The 16797-nt window shown below is 71.9% G+C and carries 20 protein-coding genes and 1 riboswitch; of the genes, 8 read left to right on the top strand and 12 right to left on the bottom strand.

Annotation, left to right across the window (positions count from 1 at the left end; genetic code table 11):
* Positions 1 to 77: 77 nt before the first annotated feature.
* From DPM19_RS19990 to DPM19_RS19975, 4 genes are read right to left on the bottom strand one after another with little or no spacing between them, the layout of a single operon-like run.
* On the bottom strand, positions 78 to 1262 hold the full coding sequence (locus DPM19_RS19990) for an acyl-CoA dehydrogenase family protein (RefSeq protein WP_111869479.1): 1185 nt from the start codon (positions 1260 to 1262) through the stop codon (positions 78 to 80).
* A gap of 33 nt (positions 1263 to 1295) precedes the next feature.
* On the bottom strand, positions 1296 to 2324 hold the full coding sequence (locus DPM19_RS19985; RefSeq protein WP_199485186.1) for a ferredoxin--NADP reductase: 1029 nt from the start codon (positions 2322 to 2324) through the stop codon (positions 1296 to 1298).
* Positions 2321 to 3985, bottom strand: coding sequence for an FAD-binding protein (locus DPM19_RS19980; protein WP_111869478.1), 1665 nt, complete (start codon positions 3983 to 3985; stop codon positions 2321 to 2323). Before DPM19_RS19980 ends, DPM19_RS19985 begins: the two co-directional genes overlap by 4 nt.
* A complete protein-coding gene (locus DPM19_RS19975; protein WP_111869477.1) occupies positions 3982 to 4851 on the bottom strand; it encodes an alpha/beta fold hydrolase in 870 nt (289 codons plus the stop codon). Before DPM19_RS19975 ends, DPM19_RS19980 begins: the two co-directional genes overlap by 4 nt.
* Before the next feature lie 209 nt (positions 4852 to 5060).
* Between DPM19_RS19975 and DPM19_RS19970 the strand changes: the two genes are divergently transcribed.
* Positions 5061 to 5612, top strand: a complete 552-nt coding sequence (locus DPM19_RS19970; RefSeq protein ID WP_111869476.1) for a flavin reductase family protein — start codon at positions 5061 to 5063, stop codon at positions 5610 to 5612.
* Between the two features lie 292 nt (positions 5613 to 5904).
* Here DPM19_RS19970 and DPM19_RS19965 read toward each other — a convergent pair whose 3' ends face one another.
* Both DPM19_RS19965 and DPM19_RS19960 read right to left on the bottom strand, forming a co-directional pair.
* Complete coding sequence (locus DPM19_RS19965) at positions 5905 to 6789, bottom strand: IclR family transcriptional regulator (RefSeq protein ID WP_199485185.1); 885 nt, start codon at positions 6787 to 6789, stop codon at positions 5905 to 5907.
* A gap of 262 nt (positions 6790 to 7051) precedes the next feature.
* Positions 7052 to 7417: a hypothetical protein gene (locus tag DPM19_RS19960; RefSeq protein WP_111869475.1), complete on the bottom strand. Its 366-nt coding sequence runs from the start codon at positions 7415 to 7417 to the stop codon at positions 7052 to 7054.
* Positions 7418 to 7526: 109 nt separating this feature from the next.
* Between DPM19_RS19960 and DPM19_RS19955 the strand changes: the two genes are divergently transcribed.
* From DPM19_RS19955 to DPM19_RS19945, 3 genes are all read left to right on the top strand, one after another.
* A complete protein-coding gene (locus tag DPM19_RS19955; protein WP_111869474.1) occupies positions 7527 to 7844 on the top strand; it encodes a peptidyl-tRNA hydrolase in 318 nt (105 codons plus the stop codon).
* A complete protein-coding gene (locus DPM19_RS19950) occupies positions 7841 to 8146 on the top strand; it encodes a hypothetical protein (protein WP_111869473.1) in 306 nt (101 codons plus the stop codon). The genes DPM19_RS19955 and DPM19_RS19950 overlap by 4 nt, the downstream gene beginning before the upstream one ends.
* Before the next feature lie 203 nt (positions 8147 to 8349).
* The gene (locus tag DPM19_RS19945) at positions 8350 to 10368 is read left to right on the top strand and encodes a HelD family protein (protein WP_111869472.1); all 2019 of its coding nucleotides are present in this window, start codon (positions 8350 to 8352) and stop codon (positions 10366 to 10368) included.
* 439 nt (positions 10369 to 10807) lie between these two features.
* On the opposite strand, the gene DPM19_RS19940 is transcribed toward DPM19_RS19945, so the two are convergent.
* The 4 genes from DPM19_RS19940 to DPM19_RS19925 all read right to left on the bottom strand — a co-directional run bounded on the left by DPM19_RS19940 (position 10808) and on the right by DPM19_RS19925 (position 13559).
* Positions 10808 to 11404 carry a DUF4276 family protein gene (locus DPM19_RS19940; RefSeq protein WP_199485184.1) on the bottom strand — a complete coding sequence of 199 codons (597 nt, stop codon included), beginning with the start codon at positions 11402 to 11404 and terminating at the stop codon, positions 10808 to 10810.
* 2 nt (positions 11405 to 11406) lie between these two features.
* Complete coding sequence (locus tag DPM19_RS19935; protein ID WP_111869470.1) at positions 11407 to 12621, bottom strand: AAA family ATPase; 1215 nt, start codon at positions 12619 to 12621, stop codon at positions 11407 to 11409.
* A gap of 177 nt (positions 12622 to 12798) precedes the next feature.
* Positions 12799 to 13173, bottom strand: a complete 375-nt coding sequence (locus DPM19_RS19930; RefSeq protein WP_111869469.1) for an ATP-binding protein — start codon at positions 13171 to 13173, stop codon at positions 12799 to 12801.
* A complete protein-coding gene (locus tag DPM19_RS19925; RefSeq protein WP_111869468.1) occupies positions 13170 to 13559 on the bottom strand; it encodes a hypothetical protein in 390 nt (129 codons plus the stop codon). Before DPM19_RS19925 ends, DPM19_RS19930 begins: the two co-directional genes overlap by 4 nt.
* Before the next feature lie 195 nt (positions 13560 to 13754).
* On the opposite strand from DPM19_RS19925, the gene DPM19_RS19920 reads away from it, so the two are divergent.
* The 3 genes from DPM19_RS19920 to DPM19_RS19910 all read left to right on the top strand — a co-directional run bounded on the left by DPM19_RS19920 (position 13755) and on the right by DPM19_RS19910 (position 15297).
* Positions 13755 to 14609, top strand: coding sequence for a helix-turn-helix domain-containing protein (locus DPM19_RS19920; protein ID WP_111869467.1), 855 nt, complete (start codon positions 13755 to 13757; stop codon positions 14607 to 14609).
* Entirely contained in the window at positions 14606 to 14893 is a 288-nt protein-coding gene (locus DPM19_RS19915) for a DUF397 domain-containing protein (protein ID WP_233510517.1), read from the top strand. Before DPM19_RS19920 ends, DPM19_RS19915 begins: the two co-directional genes overlap by 4 nt.
* 95 nt (positions 14894 to 14988) lie before the next feature.
* The gene (locus DPM19_RS19910; protein WP_199485200.1) at positions 14989 to 15297 is read left to right on the top strand and encodes a DUF397 domain-containing protein; all 309 of its coding nucleotides are present in this window, start codon (positions 14989 to 14991) and stop codon (positions 15295 to 15297) included.
* Positions 15298 to 15401: 104 nt separating this feature from the next.
* Here DPM19_RS19910 and DPM19_RS19905 read toward each other — a convergent pair whose 3' ends face one another.
* Entirely contained in the window at positions 15402 to 15719 is a 318-nt protein-coding gene (locus tag DPM19_RS19905; RefSeq protein WP_111869465.1) for a DMT family transporter, read from the bottom strand.
* A 12-nt stretch (positions 15720 to 15731) separates the two neighbouring features.
* A riboswitch (guanidine-III (ykkC-III) riboswitch) is annotated at positions 15732 to 15795 on the bottom strand.
* 150 nt (positions 15796 to 15945) lie between these two features.
* On the opposite strand from DPM19_RS19905, the gene DPM19_RS19900 reads away from it, so the two are divergent.
* A complete protein-coding gene (locus DPM19_RS19900) occupies positions 15946 to 16158 on the top strand; it encodes a hypothetical protein (RefSeq protein WP_233510516.1) in 213 nt (70 codons plus the stop codon).
* 13 nt (positions 16159 to 16171) lie between these two features.
* Here the strand turns inward: DPM19_RS19900 and DPM19_RS19895 are convergent, their stop codons facing one another.
* Complete coding sequence (locus DPM19_RS19895) at positions 16172 to 16759, bottom strand: DUF6879 family protein (RefSeq protein WP_111869463.1); 588 nt, start codon at positions 16757 to 16759, stop codon at positions 16172 to 16174.
* Positions 16760 to 16797: the final 38 nt, after the last annotated feature.

Here is a 16797-nt window from a genome sequence, read left to right as displayed (position 1 = left end):
CTTCCGGTGCTGCCTTCGTCAACGTGCCAGAGTCCCCGGCGGGGCCGCCCCGGACCTCCCGCTGAGTGAGAGTCCGCTCAGATCATCGAGCGGACCGGGCCCGGCGGGGGCTCGATGTCGAGGTCGGTCAGGGCCGAGTAGTGGAAGATCGCGCCGGGCACGTGGATGGCGTGCGCCAGGCCGGTGTGCGCGTCCCGCCAGAAGCGCTGGATCGGGTTGTCCATGCGCATCGCGTTGCCGCCGGAGCGGCCCACGATCTCGTCCACCGCGCGCACCGCGCGCCAGGCCGCCTGGACCTGGATGCGGCGGCCGACCGCGCGCTCGGCGAAGGGGACCTCGCGGCCGGCGGCGACGGCGTCGTACATCCGCGACACGTTCTCCAGCAGCGCGGCCCGGGACGCCGCGATCTCCGCCGCCGCCTCACCGATCGCGTAGAGGACGTAGGGGTCGTCCTTGCTCTTGGTGCCGGTGATCTGGACCCGGCCCTTCTGGTACGCCAGGTGGTGCGCGAGCGCGCCCTCGGCGATGCCGATCACCGCGGCGGTGATGCCGAGCGGGAACGCGCAGGAGAACGGCACGTGGTAGATCGGGTTGGTCAGGCCCGCCTCCCTCGGGGCGCTGCCGTCCACCACCTTGCTGTAGTGCAGGGTGCGGTAGGAGGGGACGAACGCGTCCCGGACGATGATGTCCTTGCTGCCGGTGCCGCGCAGCCCGACCACGTCCCAGCTGTCCTCGACGATCTCGTAGTCCGAGCGCGGCAGGATCAGGTGCAGCGAGGTGGGCGGTTTGGCCATCTTGCCGTCGGCGTCGCCGAGCATGCCGCCGAGGAAGATCCAGTCGCAGTGGTCGGTGCCCGAGGAGAACTGCCAGCGGCCGTTGAAGACGTACCCGCCGTCCACCGGCCGGGCGATGCCCATCGGCGCGTACGGCGAGGCGATCCAGGTGTCGTGGTCCTCGCCCCAGACCTCCTCCTGCACCTTCGGGTCGGCGAACGCCATCTCCCACGGGTGGACGCCGACGATGCCCGCCACCCAGCCGGTCGAGCCGTCGAGGCTGGCGACCTTCATGACGGTCTCGGCGAACTCCCGCGGGTGCAGTTCGAGGCCGCCGTGGGTCTTCGGCTGGAGCATCCGGATCGCGCCCGACTCACGCAGCACCTTGGCCGCCTGGTCGTCGAGCCGGCCGAGCCCCTCGTTGGACGGGCCGAGCGAGGCGATCTCCTCCGCCCGCCGCTCGATCGCTTCGAGTACCTGGTTGGTCACTGTCCCAACCTCCTTCGGTCGGCGCCGCACGGCTCAGCCGTCATAGGTGATCTTGAACCGGTCGGTGACCGGGGTGGCCTGGCAGGCCAGGATGAGGCCGTCGGCGAGGTCGCGCGCGTCGAGAACTTCGTTGCGCTCCATCTCCACCTCGCCCTCCAGCAGGATGCAGGCGCACGCGCTGCACGACCCCTCCCGGCAGGAGTAGGGGGCGTCCAGCCCGGCCGCGAGCAGCGTGTCGAGCAGGCGGCGGCCGCGCGGCCAGGAGACGGTGCGGGTCTCGCCGTCCAGCTCGACCTCGACCGGGACGGCATCCTCGGGGTCCCCGGCGTCCCCGGTCTCCTCGGGTTCCTCGGTGAACGGGTCGCCGGTCAGCGAGGAGAACCGCTCCAGGTGCACCCGCCCGTCCGGGACGCCGAGCCCGGCGAGCGCCGCCACCACCAGGTCCATGAACGGTCCGGGCCCGCAGACGAACGCCTCCCGGCCGGTGTACGGCCGGGCCAGCGCCCGCAGCCCGCTCAGCGTGGGCAGGCCCTGCACCGACTCCAGCCAGTGCACGACGGTCAGCCGGTCGCCGTGCTCCCCGGCCAGCGCGACGAGCTCGTCCCGGAAGATCACCGAGTGCTCGTCGCGGTTGGCGTAGACCAGGGTGACCGAGCCGGTCCCGGCGTACAGGCACGACTTGAGGATCGACATCACCGGGGTGATGCCGCTGCCCGCCGCCAGCAGCAGCAGGTCCACGTCCAGCGAGCGGGGGACGAACGTCCCGGCGGGCCGCAGCACCTGGAGGACGTCGCCCTCGGCGACGTTGTCGCAGATCCAGTTGGACCCCTCGCCGCCGGCGACCCGCTTCACGGTCACCTTGAGCTTCTCGTCCCGGGCCGGCGAGCTGGACAGCGAGTAGCAGCGCGCCACCCGGCCCGCCCGGAGGGTGAGGAACTGGCCGGGCCGGTAGGCGAACCGGTCGCGGCCCTCCCCCACGGGCTCCAGCACCAAAGAGCGCGCGTCGGCCGTCTCGCGGACGACCTCGACGACGCGCACCTCCAGCGGTCCGGGCAGGGTCATGCGCCGGCCTTCCGCCCGGCGGCGCGCTCGGCGGCATGTTTGGCGGCGATGTACCCGAAGACGATCGAGGGGCCGATCGTGGCGCCGGGGCCGGGGTACTCGTTGCCCATCACCGACGCGGAGGTGTTGCCGGTGGCGTACAGGCCCTCGATCGCCGAGCCGTCCTCACGCAGCACCCGGGCGAGCTCGTCGCAGACCAGGCCGCCCTTGGTGCCCAGGTCCCCGGCCTCCACCCGGAACGCGTAGAAGGGCGCCCGGTCGATCACGTCGAGGTTGGGGTTCTTCAGGGTGGGGTCGCCGTAGTAGCGGTCGTAGGCGCTCTCGCCGCGGCCGAAGTCCTCGTCCTTGCCGGTGCGGGCGAAGCCGTTGAACCGCTCGACCGTGGCGGCCAGCGCGTCCGCGGGGACGCCGATCCGCTCGGCGAGCGCGGCGAGGGTGTCGGCCTTGTGCGCGATGCCTTTGTCAAAGAACGCCTGCGGGATCGGCGCGCCCGGCAGGATCTGCGCGAACGGGTAGCGGGCGCGGGCGGTGGCGTCCATCACGAACCACACCGGGACGTGCCCGCCGGCGAGCTGGTCGTGGACGAAGTTCACGTACGGCGAGGACTCGTTGGTGAACCGCTTCCCGTCGGCCGCCACGATCACCGAGCGGGGGATGGCCCGCTCGGAGACCAGCGGGATGGTCGCGCCGGCGGGGTGCCGGACCGCGGGCATCCACCACGCGTCGTCCATCAGGTCCAGGGCGGCGCCGGCCCGCTCGCCGGCCCGGATGCCGTCGCCGGTGTTCTCCCGGGCGCCCATGCTGTAGTCCCGCTGCCCGTGTTCGGGCAGGTACTTGGCGCGCAGCTCCTGGTCGTGGTCGAACCCGCCGGTGGCCAGCAGCACGCCGTACCGGGCGCGCAGCCGCAGGGTGCGGCCCTCCCGCTCGACCACGATGCCGGTGACGGCCCCGTCCTCCACGACCAGGTCGGTCATGGGGGTCTTCAGCCACATCGGGATTCCCGCGTCCTTGAGCGCCATCCGCAGCCGGGCGACCAGCGCCCGGCCGCCGGTGGCCATGTGCCGGCGGCGGACCACGTTGGAGGAGACCCGCCAGGCGGCGACCAGCGAGGCCCGGCGCCCGCGCCAGGTGCGCTTGACCATCGCCAGGTCGCGGTAGTCCTTGGCGGTGATCCACAGGCCCAGCGGGCCCTTCATGCTGTTGGGGCGCTGGTGCTTCTCGTCCTCGCCGAGCTTGCGGGTGTCGAACGGCAGCGCCTCGATGGAGCGGCCCAGCGGCCGGCCGCCGTCCAGTTCGGGGTGGTAGTCGGCGTAACCCCTGACCCAGAAGAAACGCATCCACCTGCTCTGGCCGAGCAGGTCCATCGCGGCCGGGCCGTGGTCGATGAACGCGTCGAGCCGGGCGGCGGGGACCTTCCCCTGGGTGAGCTGGTCGAGGTAGCTGCGGATGGACTCGCGGCTGTCGTCGTGGCCGGCGGCCCGCAGGGTGGCGTTGTTGGGGACCCAGACGCCGCCGCCGGAGATCCCGGTGCTGCCACCGTACTTCGAGCCCTTCTCGACCACGAGGACGTCCAGTCCCGCGTCGGCCGCGGTCAGCGCCGCGGTCATCCCGCCGCCGCCGCTGCCGACGATGAGGAAGTCGTGCTCGGCGTCCCAGGTCATGCGGCGTCCTTCCGGGTGAGGAAGGCGAGGACGGCGCTCTCCCAGGCGGCCTTCTGCTCGATCATCACCCAGTGGCCGCAGTTGGGGAAAACGTGCAGCTCGACGTCGGGGATGGTGCGCATCGGGACGAGCGCCATGTCGACCGGGCTGACCCGGTCGTCACGGCCCCAGGTGATGAGCGTCCTGGCCTTGATCTTGTGCAGCATCGCCCAGTAGGGCGGGGCGTCCGAGGCCGCCATGGCCGCCTGGCGCGCGGTGAACGCCGCCCGCCCGTACATCTTGCGGGCGCTGGCGAGCGTGGCCGGGTCGGTCGCCTGCGCCCAGCGCTCCTCGATCATCTCCTCGGTGACGAGGGCGGGGTCGTGGACCATGGAGTGCAGCCACCGGACCAGCGCCTCGCGGGTCGGGTCGTCGGTGAACTCCATCAGCAGGTTGATGCCTTCGCCGGGGCCCGGGCTGAGCAGGTTGGCGCCGAGCCCGCCGATGGTGACCAGCCGGCGGATCCGGTCGGGGTGGGCCATCGCCACCTGGCCGGCCACGATGCCGCCCATGGAGTTGCCGATCACGTCGACCTGGTGCAGGCCGAGGCCGTCCAGGAAGCGGAGCACCGCGCCGGGCGCGGCGACCATGGGGTGCCGGTCGGTCGGGTCGCTGACCCCGAAGCCGGGGAGTTCCAGCACCAGGCAGCGGAAGTGCTCGGCGAACGCCGCCAGGTTGCCCCGGAAGTTGCGCCAGCCGGTGACGCCCGGCCCGGAGCCGTGCAGGAGCAGCAGCGGCGGGCCCTCCCCGGCCTCGTGGTAGCGCAGCACGCCCCGGTCGGTGGCGAGTTCCCGCAATGTGGACTCGTAGCTGGGCTCCGTGGTCATCGTCCACCTCGGTCGCTGGGGATTCGGCCTGCGGCGAAGGTAGCCAGGGGCGTCCGCGGCGGTCCCGGCGATTCCCGATCAGCGGGATGCCGGGGTCCGCGGGGACGGCGCCTTCCGCTCAACGGGATCACCTCGACCGAGCGTCGTGCGCATCGGCTTACCGTCGTCCCGCACCGCACGCCAGATCGGACGCCAGCCGAGGGGACTCCATGACAGCCGAGCCCGCCGTGTCGACGGACGTGCCGCCGCCCACCCCGACGGAGCTGCGGGGGGCGATGGGCGCGTTCGCCAGCGGCGTCACCGTGGTCACCGGCGTCGATTCCGGCGAGCCGGTGGGCTTCGCCTGCCAGTCCTTCGCCTCGGTGTCGCTGGAGCCCCCGCTGATCCTGTTCTGCGCCGGCCACCACGGCCGGACCTGGCCGCGGATCCGCCGGTCCGGGCGGTTCTGCGTGAACGTACTGGGCGAGGAGCAGAGCGAGGTCTGCGGGCGGTTCGGATCCCGGGAGGGCAGGAAGTTCGACGGGCTGGAGTGGGACCTGTCGCGGTGGGGCGCGCCGGCCCTGCGGGACGTGCTCCTGCGGGTGCACTGCGAGGTCCACGCCGTGCACGCGGCGGGCGACCACGACGTGGTGATCGGCCGCGTCCTGGAGGTGGAGACGCCCGCCGAGGGCCGCCCGCTGATCTTCTTCCGGGGGCGGTTCGGCGTCGAACACCCCGAACCGGCGGTACCGCTGTGGGGCAACGGCGACCGCTGGGGCTGAGCCCTACAGCCACTCCCCGCTACGCGCGGTCTCGACCAGCCGGTTCATCGTCTCCGGAGACCAGGTCCGGCCCTGAGCTGCCGTCGCCCGACCGGGCCCGCCAGGCCCGGGAGCGAAGCCGGCCAAGTCCGGTGGTCCCAACGGCGACCGCCGGGACCGGGCCCTACAGCCACTCGCCGCTGCGGGCGGTCTCGACCAGCCGGTTCATCGTCTCCGGAGACCAGGTCCGGCCCTGAGCCACCGTCGCCCAGCCAGGTCCGGCGGAGCAGCGGCGACCGCCAGGGGCTGAGCCCTACAGCCACTCGCCGCTGCGGGCGGTCTCGACCAGCCGGTTCATCGTCTCCGGGGACCAGGTGCGGTCCGGGGCGGTCGTCGTCCAGCGGGATCTGCGGGGGCCCGCCAGGTCCGGGAAGAGGGCCAGGGAGGTCTGGCGGGCGGCGCCCACCACCAGCGGGGCGACCTTCTCCAGCGGTGTCCGGGCGTCGCCGACCAGGGAGATGGCGGCCACCGGCCCCTCCGGGCCGCGGATCGCCGCGGCGACGCAGGAGATGCCGGGGAAGCATTCCTCCCGCTCGAAGGCCAGCCCGTGGCGCTGCCGGATCCGGTGCAGCTCCTGGTGCATCGTGCCCAGCTCGCCGATGGTGCGGTCGGTCATCCGGCTGATGTCCCCGGCGAGCAGGGTGTCGACGTACTCCGGCTCCAGCCAGGCCATGATCGCCTTGCCCAGCGCGGTGCAGTGCGCCGGGGCGCGCCCGCCGACCCGGGACGGGACGGACGCGGCGAACCGCCCGCCGACCTTGTCCAGGTAGAAGACCTTGGCGCCGTCGAGGACCGCAAGGTGCACGACCATCCCGGTCTTCAGCTGCAGCTCGTGCAGCAGCGGCGCGGCGGCCTCGCGGACCTCCCCGTGGCTGCCGTCGCCCCCGCCGAGGTCGAGGGCGCGCCGGCCCAGGCTGTACCCCAGCGAGGTGTGCTCCAGCCAGCGGAGCCGGACGAGCTGGTCGAGGATCCGGTGCGCGGTCGAGCGGGGCAGGTGGGTGCGGCGGGCGACGTCCTCCAGGGTGAGCCGGGTGTACCGGCCGGTAAACGAATCCATGATCAGCGTCATCCGCTCGACCATCGACGGCGGCGGTTCCCTGCGGGCCGGGGCCTCGGGCGAGGGGCTGAGAGCGGCCATGGTGCCCTCCTGCGGAAAACTGAAATGAATTCCTGTACCGGAATGTAGCAATGACCTGGGTCACAGAAAAGGGGGCAAGGGGACCCGAATAATCCCCCTCTGATACGTCCCGCTCACCGGGACTCCCCTGGACATCCCACCCGTGATCCTTCGGCTTCCGGGGCGCTGTGGCACCCCGAATCCTGAAGGACCACCGGCCAAAAGCGCTTGCACGATGATCCTTCAGCATCCAGTGCGCTCTACCGCCTCGAAAGCTGAAGGATCACCGGTGCGTGGCGTTTCCCGCCGGCAGGAGCACCAGGGAGGCGAGGCCGAGCAGCACCGTGGCCGCGAGGACGATCGTCGCGGTGCGGAACCGGGCGCGCCGGGCGGACGAGTCGCGGCGACCGGCGAGCAGGCCGACGGCCACCAGGGCGGCCATCGCGAGGGAGCCGGCCAGCCAGCTCGCCACCGCCCCCAGCCAGGCCAGGTTCCCACCGGTGCGGCAGCCCTCGCCGCAGGCCAGCAGGGTGGCCAGGCCGATCACGCCGAGCAGCAGGAACCAGGCCAGGGAGCCGCCGGCCAGCGCGGCGGCCCATGCCGCGTATCCCATCCACGGCCGGTACCACGCGGGCCTCTTCCCGAACATGGCCGACATTGTCCCTGGTGCCGGGCGGAAAATGGCTGGCGATGCGCGTCCGGCCGTGATTAGGGTGGCGCCCATGCCGTACCGCTAGGGTTCCGTCCCCCGGTTCTACGTGGTCGTCCGCGCCGATCTGCCGCCCGGCGACCAGGTCTGCCAGGCGTTGCACGCGGCGCTCGAGTTCGCCGTCGCGCACCCCGGCCTGCTCCGTGACTGGCATGCCGCCTCGAACACCGTGGTCGTGCTGGCCGTCCCCGACGAGCTCTCCCTCGGGTGGCTGCGCGACGACGCGGCCGCGGCCGGCCTCCGCACCGCCGGGTTCCACGAACCGGACCTCGGCGGCGCGCTGACGGCCGCCGCACTGGAACCGGCCGCGCACCGGCTGGTCTCCCACCTCCCGCTCGCCCTCGCGAGGAGAGGAGGTGACACATGACATCCCCCACCGACGTGACCGCGCTGCGGTCCGAGCTCGTCGAGCTGCGCGCCGAGCGGGACGCCCTGCGCGCCCAGCTCACCGGCGACCTGCCCGCGGCCACCCGCTGGTTGCAGCGCAAGGTGTGGCGGCAGGCCGCCGCCCTCGACGCGCTGAACCGCCGGGTCGCCGCGCAACGGTTCGTGCTGCGGACACTGGACGGCCTCGGCCGCTCCCTGACCGCGGCGGAACACCGCACCGCCCGGGCCCGGGTCGCGAACCCGCAACTCCGGGAACGGATCGGCGACCCGGACGCCGCCTGAGCGCGCATCCGGCACCATGAGGGGCGGGCGGTCTCCACCGCCCGCCCCGCGCCCCAGGGGCCCGACGGCAGGGCGGCCGTCTCTAAAACGGCAGGCAGCGGGTTCGACTCCCGCCTGGGGCACTCCTCGTGTACCTGAAAACAGCACCTGAGTCCGGTAAAGTCGATCCCTTTGTGTCTTCGTCGCCGGGAGGTGTCGTTCGCATGTCCGCCGTACCGCCGGACGTCGAGGAGGCCGCGGAGGGCACCGTCCTGGCCGCCGAGCAGGCGCACCTGGCCGTGTCGCGGGCCGCGCTGCGGCGGATGCGGGAGCACGCCCGGGGGCTGTCCGCCGACATGGCCGCCGACGCGGTGTCGCGGGACCTGCTGGAGGCCGCGCTCGACCGCCGGATCGAGGCGCTGGCCGACCACCCCGACACCCCGCTGTTCTTCGGCCGGATGGACTCCGCCGGCGGCGACGAGCTGCCCCCGACCATGTACGTCGGCCGGCGGCACGTCCACGACGGCGAGGTGGGGCGCCCGCTGGTGCTGGACTGGCGGGCACCGGTGGCGCGGGCGTTCTACCAGGCGGGACCGGCCGACCCGATGGGCTGGCGGCAGCGCCGCCGGTTCGGATTCCAGGGCGGCCGGCTGACCGCCTTCGAGGACGAGCCGCTGGACGGTTCCGCGGCGGACGCCGTCTCGGCGATCCTGACCGCGGAGATCGAGCGCCCGCGCACCGGGCCGATGCGGGACATCGTGGCGACCATCCAGCCCGAGCAGGACGTGATCGTCCGCGCCGATCTCGACCGGACGCTGTGCGTCCAGGGGGCGCCGGGCACCGGGAAGACCGCCGTCGGCCTGCACCGGGCCGCCTACCTGCTGTTCACCCACCGGGAGCGGCTGGCCCGCTCCGGGGTCCTGATCGTCGGCCCCAGCCGGGCGTTCCTGTCCTACATCTCGGCGGTGCTGCCCGCACTCGGCGAGATGCGCGTCGAGCAGGCCACCGTCGACGACCTGCTCGGCGCCGCGACCGCGCCGGAACCCGCCGAGGTCGCCGCGCTCAAGGGCGACGCCCGGATGGCCGGCGTCCTGCGCAAGGCGCTCTGGCTGCACGTGCGCAAACCCGAGGAGGGGCTGCTCGTCCCCCGCGGCGCGGCCCGCTACCGGCTCGCCGACCACGAGGTGCGCGAACTGGTGGCGGAGTTGCGCGGCAGCACCCGCTACGGCAGCGGTCGCGCCGTGCTGGCGCAGCGGCTGGCGCACCGGATCCTCGTCCTGATGGAGCGGCGGGGCGAGGCGCCCGACGACCGGGTCCAGGACGCCGTCGCCCGCTCCCGCCCCGTCAAGCAGGCCATCGACCAGGTATGGCCGAAGCTCACCCCCGAGCAGGTGCTGTTCCGGCTGCTGTCCGACACCGACCTGCTGGCCGCCGCGGCCAGGGGCGTCCTGGACGACGCCGAGCAGGAGACGCTGCGCTGGGCCAAGCCGTACCGCTCGCACCGGTCGGCGAAGTGGACGGCCGCCGACCGGGCGCTGCTGGACGAGCTCGCCGACCTGATCGAACGCACCCCCTCGCTGGGCCACCTGGTGGTGGACGAGGCGCAGGACCTGTCGGCGATGCAACTGCGCGCGCTCGGCCGCCGCTGCGCGACCGGTTCGGCGACCGTCCTGGGCGACCTGGCCCAGGGCACCACCCCGTGGGCGGCGCGTTCCTGGGCGGACGTGCTCCGCCACCTGGACAAGGACGGCCAGGTCACCGAGCTGGCCCTCGGCTTCCGCGTCCCCGGCCCGGTGCTGGACTACGCCGCCCGCCTGCTGCCGGCCATCGCCCCCGGCCTCGCGGCGCCGCGCTCCTTCCGCCTCGGCCGGGACGCGCTCACCGTCCGGCGGGTGCCGGACCCGGCGGCGGCGACCGTCGCGGCGGCGCGCGAGGCCCTGGCCAAGGAAGGCACCACCGGCCTCATCGTCGCCGACGACACCGTCCCCGCGCACGCGGCGGCGCTGGCGGCGGCCGGGCTGGACCACGCGGTGCTCGGCGCGGACGCCGGGCACCGGCTCCTCCTCGTCCCCGTCTCCCAGGCCAAGGGCCTGGAGTACGACCACGTGATCGTCGTGGAGCCCGCCGCCATCGCGGGCGCCGAGACCGCCGGCCTGGCCCGGCTGTACGTGGCGCTCACCCGGGCAGTCTCCACCCTCACCGTCCTGCACCGCGCCGACCTGCCGGCCGAACTCGCGGGCTGAGCCCGCCACAGAACCATCGCCCGTCCCTCCAGCCCCGTTTCGCCCCTGAATCTTCCAGGATCACGTTCCAGGGCGGGCGGTAGGGCCGGTGACGTTGCCGAACACCGCACCAAGGCGTGTTCCGAAGCGGGCCGAGCGCCGATGGCCCTGGCGCGCTCGCGCAGGACCCGGCCGCCCGCCACCAGCGCCTGCGCCGGTGATCGTTGAGGATGGGTGGGGCCCCAGCCCCACCCATCCTCAACGATCACGCGAGCTAGGGGCCGGAGGCGGGCGTCGGTGGTACCGCCAGGGGCTGTCGGCCTCACTTCGAGACAGGCCTTAGACCTCGACAAGTCCCGCCCGTGGCGCTGGTCATCCGTCGCGTGAGCTCCGGGTCGCGCGATCGGCCCGTTCCTGGGCGGGCGCGGGCTTTCCGCGCGTAACCGCGAGGACGGTCAAGTCAGCCGCTCTTGGTCAGCAGCCGTTCCACGTCCCGGTAGAACTTGTCGAAGGACGGGGAATGCGCCCTGGCCATGTCGAGATCGAACCGGTCGGCGAGCGCGGCCTGGTCGGCGGTCGGCTTGTACGACTGCCCGTCCGTCCGCCGCGAGGTCAGCCAGCCCTTGCAGTCCCTGGGCCGTTCCGGTTCGGCGGGCAGGTCGAGATGTTCGGCCAGCCCTCGCACGCCACCGAGCGAGGGCGCCGCGGCCAGGAACCACGCCTCGAACTCGCGGTTGGCCAGGACGACCGCGTGTTGCTTGTCCGGCCGGCACTCCTGCGCGCGCCGCAGCAGGCCGGGGCCCAGAGTCGCCGGGCAGTCGTCGTCCGCGTCGATCACCACCAGGACACCGTCGACCCGGTTCGCCTCGGCGACGACCGTCACCGCCGCCTCGATACCCCCGGCCTTGAGCAGCGAGCCCCGGCCCGCCCGGTACGGCCGGGGCAGATCCAACCACGTTTCCGGAACGCATCGGGCGGCGATCCGGCGCAGCACGACGGGCAACGCCTGGACCTCGCCCTGGCCTTCGACGATCGTGCCGATCGTGAGGGGTCGCATGCTCAGCCGGCCTCCGGCCGCATCTGCCCGCTGCGGTGCAGCTCGGCTAGCGTCATCAGCCCCTTGTCGAGTACCGCCCGCCCGCCCTGGTCGATCTCGCCGACCCGGGTCAGCCCGTCGACGTTCTCCACGACCCGGATGTGGGACGGGTCCGCGTACTCGTTGTCCAGCAGGTCGGAGCTCTGACTCGTCACGATCACCTGGGTGCGCGACGAGGCGTCGTGCAGCGCCTCGTACAGACCGCCGACCGTCGCCGGATGCAACGCCGTCTCGGGCTCCTCAATCCCGACCAGCGGGACCCTGCCGTGGAACACGGGGTACTGGAACAGCGCGGCCAGCACCCCGGCGGCACGTACGGTCCCCTCGGAGAGCGACTCCCGGAGAAACACTTCCGTCTCGTCCGTGTCACCGACCTGGAACCGGGCCTGGACGGTCGAATACCGTCCCTCTCTCCGCTCGTCCACGCCGAGCGCGCCGGGGACGAGCGCCGACAGGTATCCGTCGAGGCGCTCCTTCACCGGCGGCTCGTCGAGTTCGAGCTCTCCGAGCACCCGCCCCAGGTACTCGCCCGCCGGGCCGAGCGGCCGCATCCGTCCGTGCCGGGTTCCCGTGTCGTCCAGTGCGCACAGCATCGCAGGGTCGAAGTCGTAGAAGCACATACGGCGCAGCGAAGCCGCCGCATGCGCGAAAGGTCGTTGGGTGGCGGCGAGGACCGGCAGGTGAAGTTGCCCCCCCTGCCGGGTGACGGGTACGGGATCGCCGGGCCCCGGAACCTGGACGAGCAACCCCGATTCCACGGTGAAGCCGACCGGCCCCTCCGGCCACTCGACATCGAGTCTCTCCCAGGAGATCACGAACGGTAGCTCACCGGTGTGGTCCCTGCGGATCTCGAATCCGTAGTCGGCCTCGAACCCATCGCCTTCAGGCCCATCGTCCAGGACGAGTTCAAGCCGGATCTCGAAGGAGTCGGCCCGTTCGGGGACCGCGCACAGCAGGCTGTCCAGGCCGCCCCGGCCGTCGATCGCCTGTTCCGGTGTGGTCGTCAGCGCGTCGGCGACGAAACGCAGAGCGTCGAGGAAGTTCGACTTGCCGGAGGCGTTGAAGCCGAGCAGGACGGTCAACGGCCCCAAGGAGACGTCGCACTCCGCGATCGACCTGTAGTTCTTGATGCGGATTCGCTTCACGAACGGGACCGGTCGCGCCGAACGCGCTGCCATGGCGCCACTGCTCCTCTCGTCGGCCCTCCCGGCCACCTCGCCGTCCCACCGGTCGGCGATGGAGGCGACGCCCGTCCCGGCATCGCCCCAGTCTAGGACCGATGATCCGCCTTCCCTGGCTACCGGCGGCTCTCCTCGCCCCGGCGATCCGTCGGGTTCGCACCACCTGGGCTCACGTCAGGAGAGCTCGAACCAGACCTTGAGACCCTGCGCGACGCGCTCCCAGCCGTGCCGGTGGGCGAGCGCTTCGATGATCGGGATCCCCCGGCCGCCCTCGGAGCAGGGGACGTCCACCCGGTGGGGGACGGTGGGGCCGCCGCCGTCGATGACCTCCACCCGGACGGTGTGCCCGTCGCGACGAGCGCGGACCTCGACCTTGTCTCCGGTGCTGTGCCGGACCGCGTTGGTGAACGCCTCCGACAGCAGCAGGACTGCGTCGTCCCTGACCGGGCATCCGGGGCCCAGCCAGGCCGCCAGCAGGCGGCGGGCGGTCGCGGCCTGTTCGGGTGCTGCGGGCAGGATCGCGGCACCCAGGTGGTGGATGCCGCTCACGCCCGCCGCCCCCTGCCCCGCGGAGCGGCGACCCGGCCCCCGGCACGCGCCCGCGGCGGGACGGGCGACGGACCCTGACCGGCGGGAGGCCGGCCGACGGCCTCGGCCGTCGCGATGATCCGCCCGGCGGCGTGGTCGGGTTCGTCGGCGACGCTCCACTGCCCGCCCGGCCCCCAGGCGTACAGCCACCGGCCACCGGACTCGACCGCCCCGACCCCGATCCGGACGGCCGGCGGGTAGAGCAACGGCACCCACAGCACGGATTCCCCGGCTGCGGGATGGACGAGCATCGAGGTACGGCCGCGCACACCGAGCGCGAAGCACAGCCTGGTCAGATGGCCGAAACGAAGGGCGTGGGGGTCTTGCCGCGGTTGCTGCATGGTCATCGCCGAGTCCCTGGGTCACGGTTCGGGGGCAGGGCGCAGCGTCCGGTTCGTCCACGAATCCACGAACACGCTGCGTCCGGCATCGCTACACTCCGAGTGTGATTGAGCGCCAACAATCTGTAAAGCGCTTGAAGTGAGAAGGCTCAAAAACTCTTCGCTCAGACAAAGCCCATCTCACCCGTGGAGGAAGCAACCATGACAAGACGGACCAGCCCCACCGTGCGCAGGCGCCGGCTCGCGGCGGAGATGCGCAAACTTCGCAAGGAGTCGGGCAAGAGCCGCGAGGACGCGGCGAGGTTCGCTGACATCGCCCCCGCCACGGTCAGCCGCATCGAGGCGGCGACCCACGCACCGAAGGTCGCCGACATCATGGCGCTCTGCAAGTTCTACGGCCTGGACGACGAGCGCACCGAAGTCCTCGTCACCCTCGCCCGCCAGAGCCGCCAGCGCGGCTGGTGGCGCAAGTACACCGACACCGTCCCACCCTGGTTCGAGGTCTACATCGGCCTCGAAGAGGAGGTCGCGGAGATCCGCAGCTACCAGTCCGAAGCCGTCTTCGGCCTGTTCCAGACCGAGGCGTACGCCCGCTCGATCCTGCTGGCCGACGAGAGCGTTTCCCCGGATGAGGGTGAGCGGCGGATCGAAGTGAGAATGAAACGCCAGGAGATCCTGACGAACTCCGATCGACCCAAACTATGGATCATCCAGAGCGAGGCCTCGCTGCGGTACGAGGTAGGCGGCAGGAGCGTGATGAGGGAGCAACTCCAGCACTTGGCCGAAATCTCACGCAGCCGGAGCGCCACCATTCAGATACTGCCGTTCTCTGTCGGCGCCCACCCGTCCATGGATGGAGCCTTCGACATCCTGAGCTTCCCCGATCGCCGCGATCCTGATGTTGTGTACCTTCAATATCGACAGGGAAGCATATACTTGGAAGATTCATCCGAAATCGACGATTACTCTCAGCTATTTGACCAGCTCATCGCCAGGGCACTCAGCCCTGACGAGTCACGCTCGCTGATCAACCGGATAGCCGGTGAAATGGGATGACCCTGGAGGAGACGATGGTGTCCGCGATGGACTTGCCGAACATCGTGTGGCGCAAGGCGACACGTAGCACGAACAATGGCGCTTGCGTCGAAGTCGGCGTCTGGAACAAGAGCAGCCGTAGCGGCCAGGGCACGGAAGCTTGCGTCGAAGTCGGCCCGTGCGAGTGCTGCGGCGTAGCCGTCCGGGACAGCAAGGACCCCGATGGCCCCAAGCTGACCTTCGACGCCGCCGAGTGGCACGCCTTCACCGCCCACGTCCGTACCGGCCGCCTCGACCTACCCTGACGCGGCCGGCCCAGAGCCTGCCCCACGAGTCGCGTGCCCTGATCACCCGGCTAGTTCGAGAGTTGACGTGAGCCCAGGAGGCCGAAGTGGCTGCGATGGACGTCTCTGCGGTCATGTGGCACAAAGCCAGCCGCAGCGCCAATAACGGAGAGTGCGTCGAAGTCGGCGCTTGGCATAAAAGCAGCTACAGCGGCAGCGGAAACGCCTGCGTCGAAGTCGGTGCCTGGCGTAAGGCGAGTCGTAGCACGAGCAATGGCTCCTGCGTCGAGGTCGGCCCGTGCGAGTGCTGCGGCGTAGCCGTCCGGGACAGCAAGGACCCCGATGGCCCCAAGCTGGCCTTCGACGCCGCCGAGTGGCGCGCCTTCACCGCCCGCATCCGTACCGGCCGCCTCGACCTGCCCTGACGCGGCCGGCCCAGGGCCTGCCCCACGGACCATGGCGGGTGCCGCACCTCGCCACTTCGCGGGACAGGCCCTCGGCTGCTACCGGTGTCGTGCTCCGCGCCCGGTCAGTGCGTGGTGGCCTTCAGGCCGATGATGCAGCCGACGATGCCGGCGAGGAAGAGGACCTTCAGCACCGAGGCGGGCTCGGCACCGGTGAGCATCCCGTAGGCCGCCGTGAGCACCGCCCCGATGCCCACCCACACCACGTACGAGGTACCGACCGGCAGTTCGCGCATCGCGTACGCCAGGCCGGCCATGCTCACCACGAGGGCCACCGCGAACACGACCGTGGCCACCGGCTTCGTGAAACCCTGCGAGCGACCGAGGGCCGTGGCCCACACCGCCTCCAGGACACCGGACAGCACGAGCAGGATCCAGGACATGAGAAGCCTCCGCCAGTGCCGTCTTGTCGCAGGTCGGGTACGGCACCCCTCGTCCGAGAGCGCGATCGGGCTCCCCACCAACGTATCAAGCGGCCACGGAACGGGCTCAGCCCGCCCGCGGCTCCCACAAGGAAGGACACGCGCCATGGCACATGGTCACCACCGCGGGCCCGCCGGCTCCGCGGACTCGACCGTGCGGAAGTCGGTGACTTTGCGGCGGAGCATCGTGGCGGAGATCGAGGCCCGTGTCGGGGCTCGGGGCTTCTCCTCTTTCGTCGACACCGCGGCCGAACGCTATCTGGCACTGCTGAAGGCACAGGAAATCGTCGAGGACTTCGAACGCCGGAACGGGCCCGTCCCGGCAGAGGAGACGGACGCGGCGGAACGGGCGTGGCGCGGCGAGCAACCGGACACGTGCAGGCCCGCCACGCCGGCCTGAACCGTCATCGCCTTCACTCCCGGGGCACCCGGGCCAGGTAGTCCTCGAACGGTTCCGCGACCTCGATGATCGAGTCCACGAGGGCGGCGACCCGGCCGATCAGTGCCGGGTCACAGGACAGCCAGCCCCCGCACAGGATCCCGTCGGTTCCGTAGTCGTGGATCAGCACGGCGGTCTCGTCGAACAGCAGGAAGTCCGACAGGCCGGTGCTCCGGTCGAGGTCGGCGATGTCGGCCTGTTCGACCACCCGGATGTCCTCGCCGAGGCGGGCCGTCACCCGGTAGTGCTCGAACTCCCATCGCACGTACTCGCTCGTCGGCGGCTCCACCACCCGCAGCCGCAGGAAGTGGACGCCCTTGTCCCGCAGTTCGTCGTAGGTGGCCTTGTCGTCGTCGTGGGTGTGGGCCGCAAGCTCGACCGCGCGGTCCCAGTCCCCCGCGACCAGGGCCTCGTAACTGGGGTTTCCCGGCTCCTGGTAGGACTGCCGGCGTTCGAGCTTGACGACCCGCTCCCCCAGCGAGTCCCACAGCTCGTCGGCCCGGGCGAGGAATCCGGCCAGGTCCAGCAGCAGCGCACCGGCTGGTGGAAAGACACCGTCCATCACGTGACCAGGATGTCAGGACGGACCAAGGCCTTCAT

Source organism: Actinomadura craniellae (assembly GCF_003289645.1).
In the GTDB taxonomy this organism is placed as follows: domain Bacteria; phylum Actinomycetota; class Actinomycetes; order Streptosporangiales; family Streptosporangiaceae; genus Actinomadura_D; species Actinomadura_D craniellae.
The sequence above is the reverse complement of the archived record's forward strand: the minus strand, read 5'-3'. Positions and strand labels throughout refer to the sequence as shown.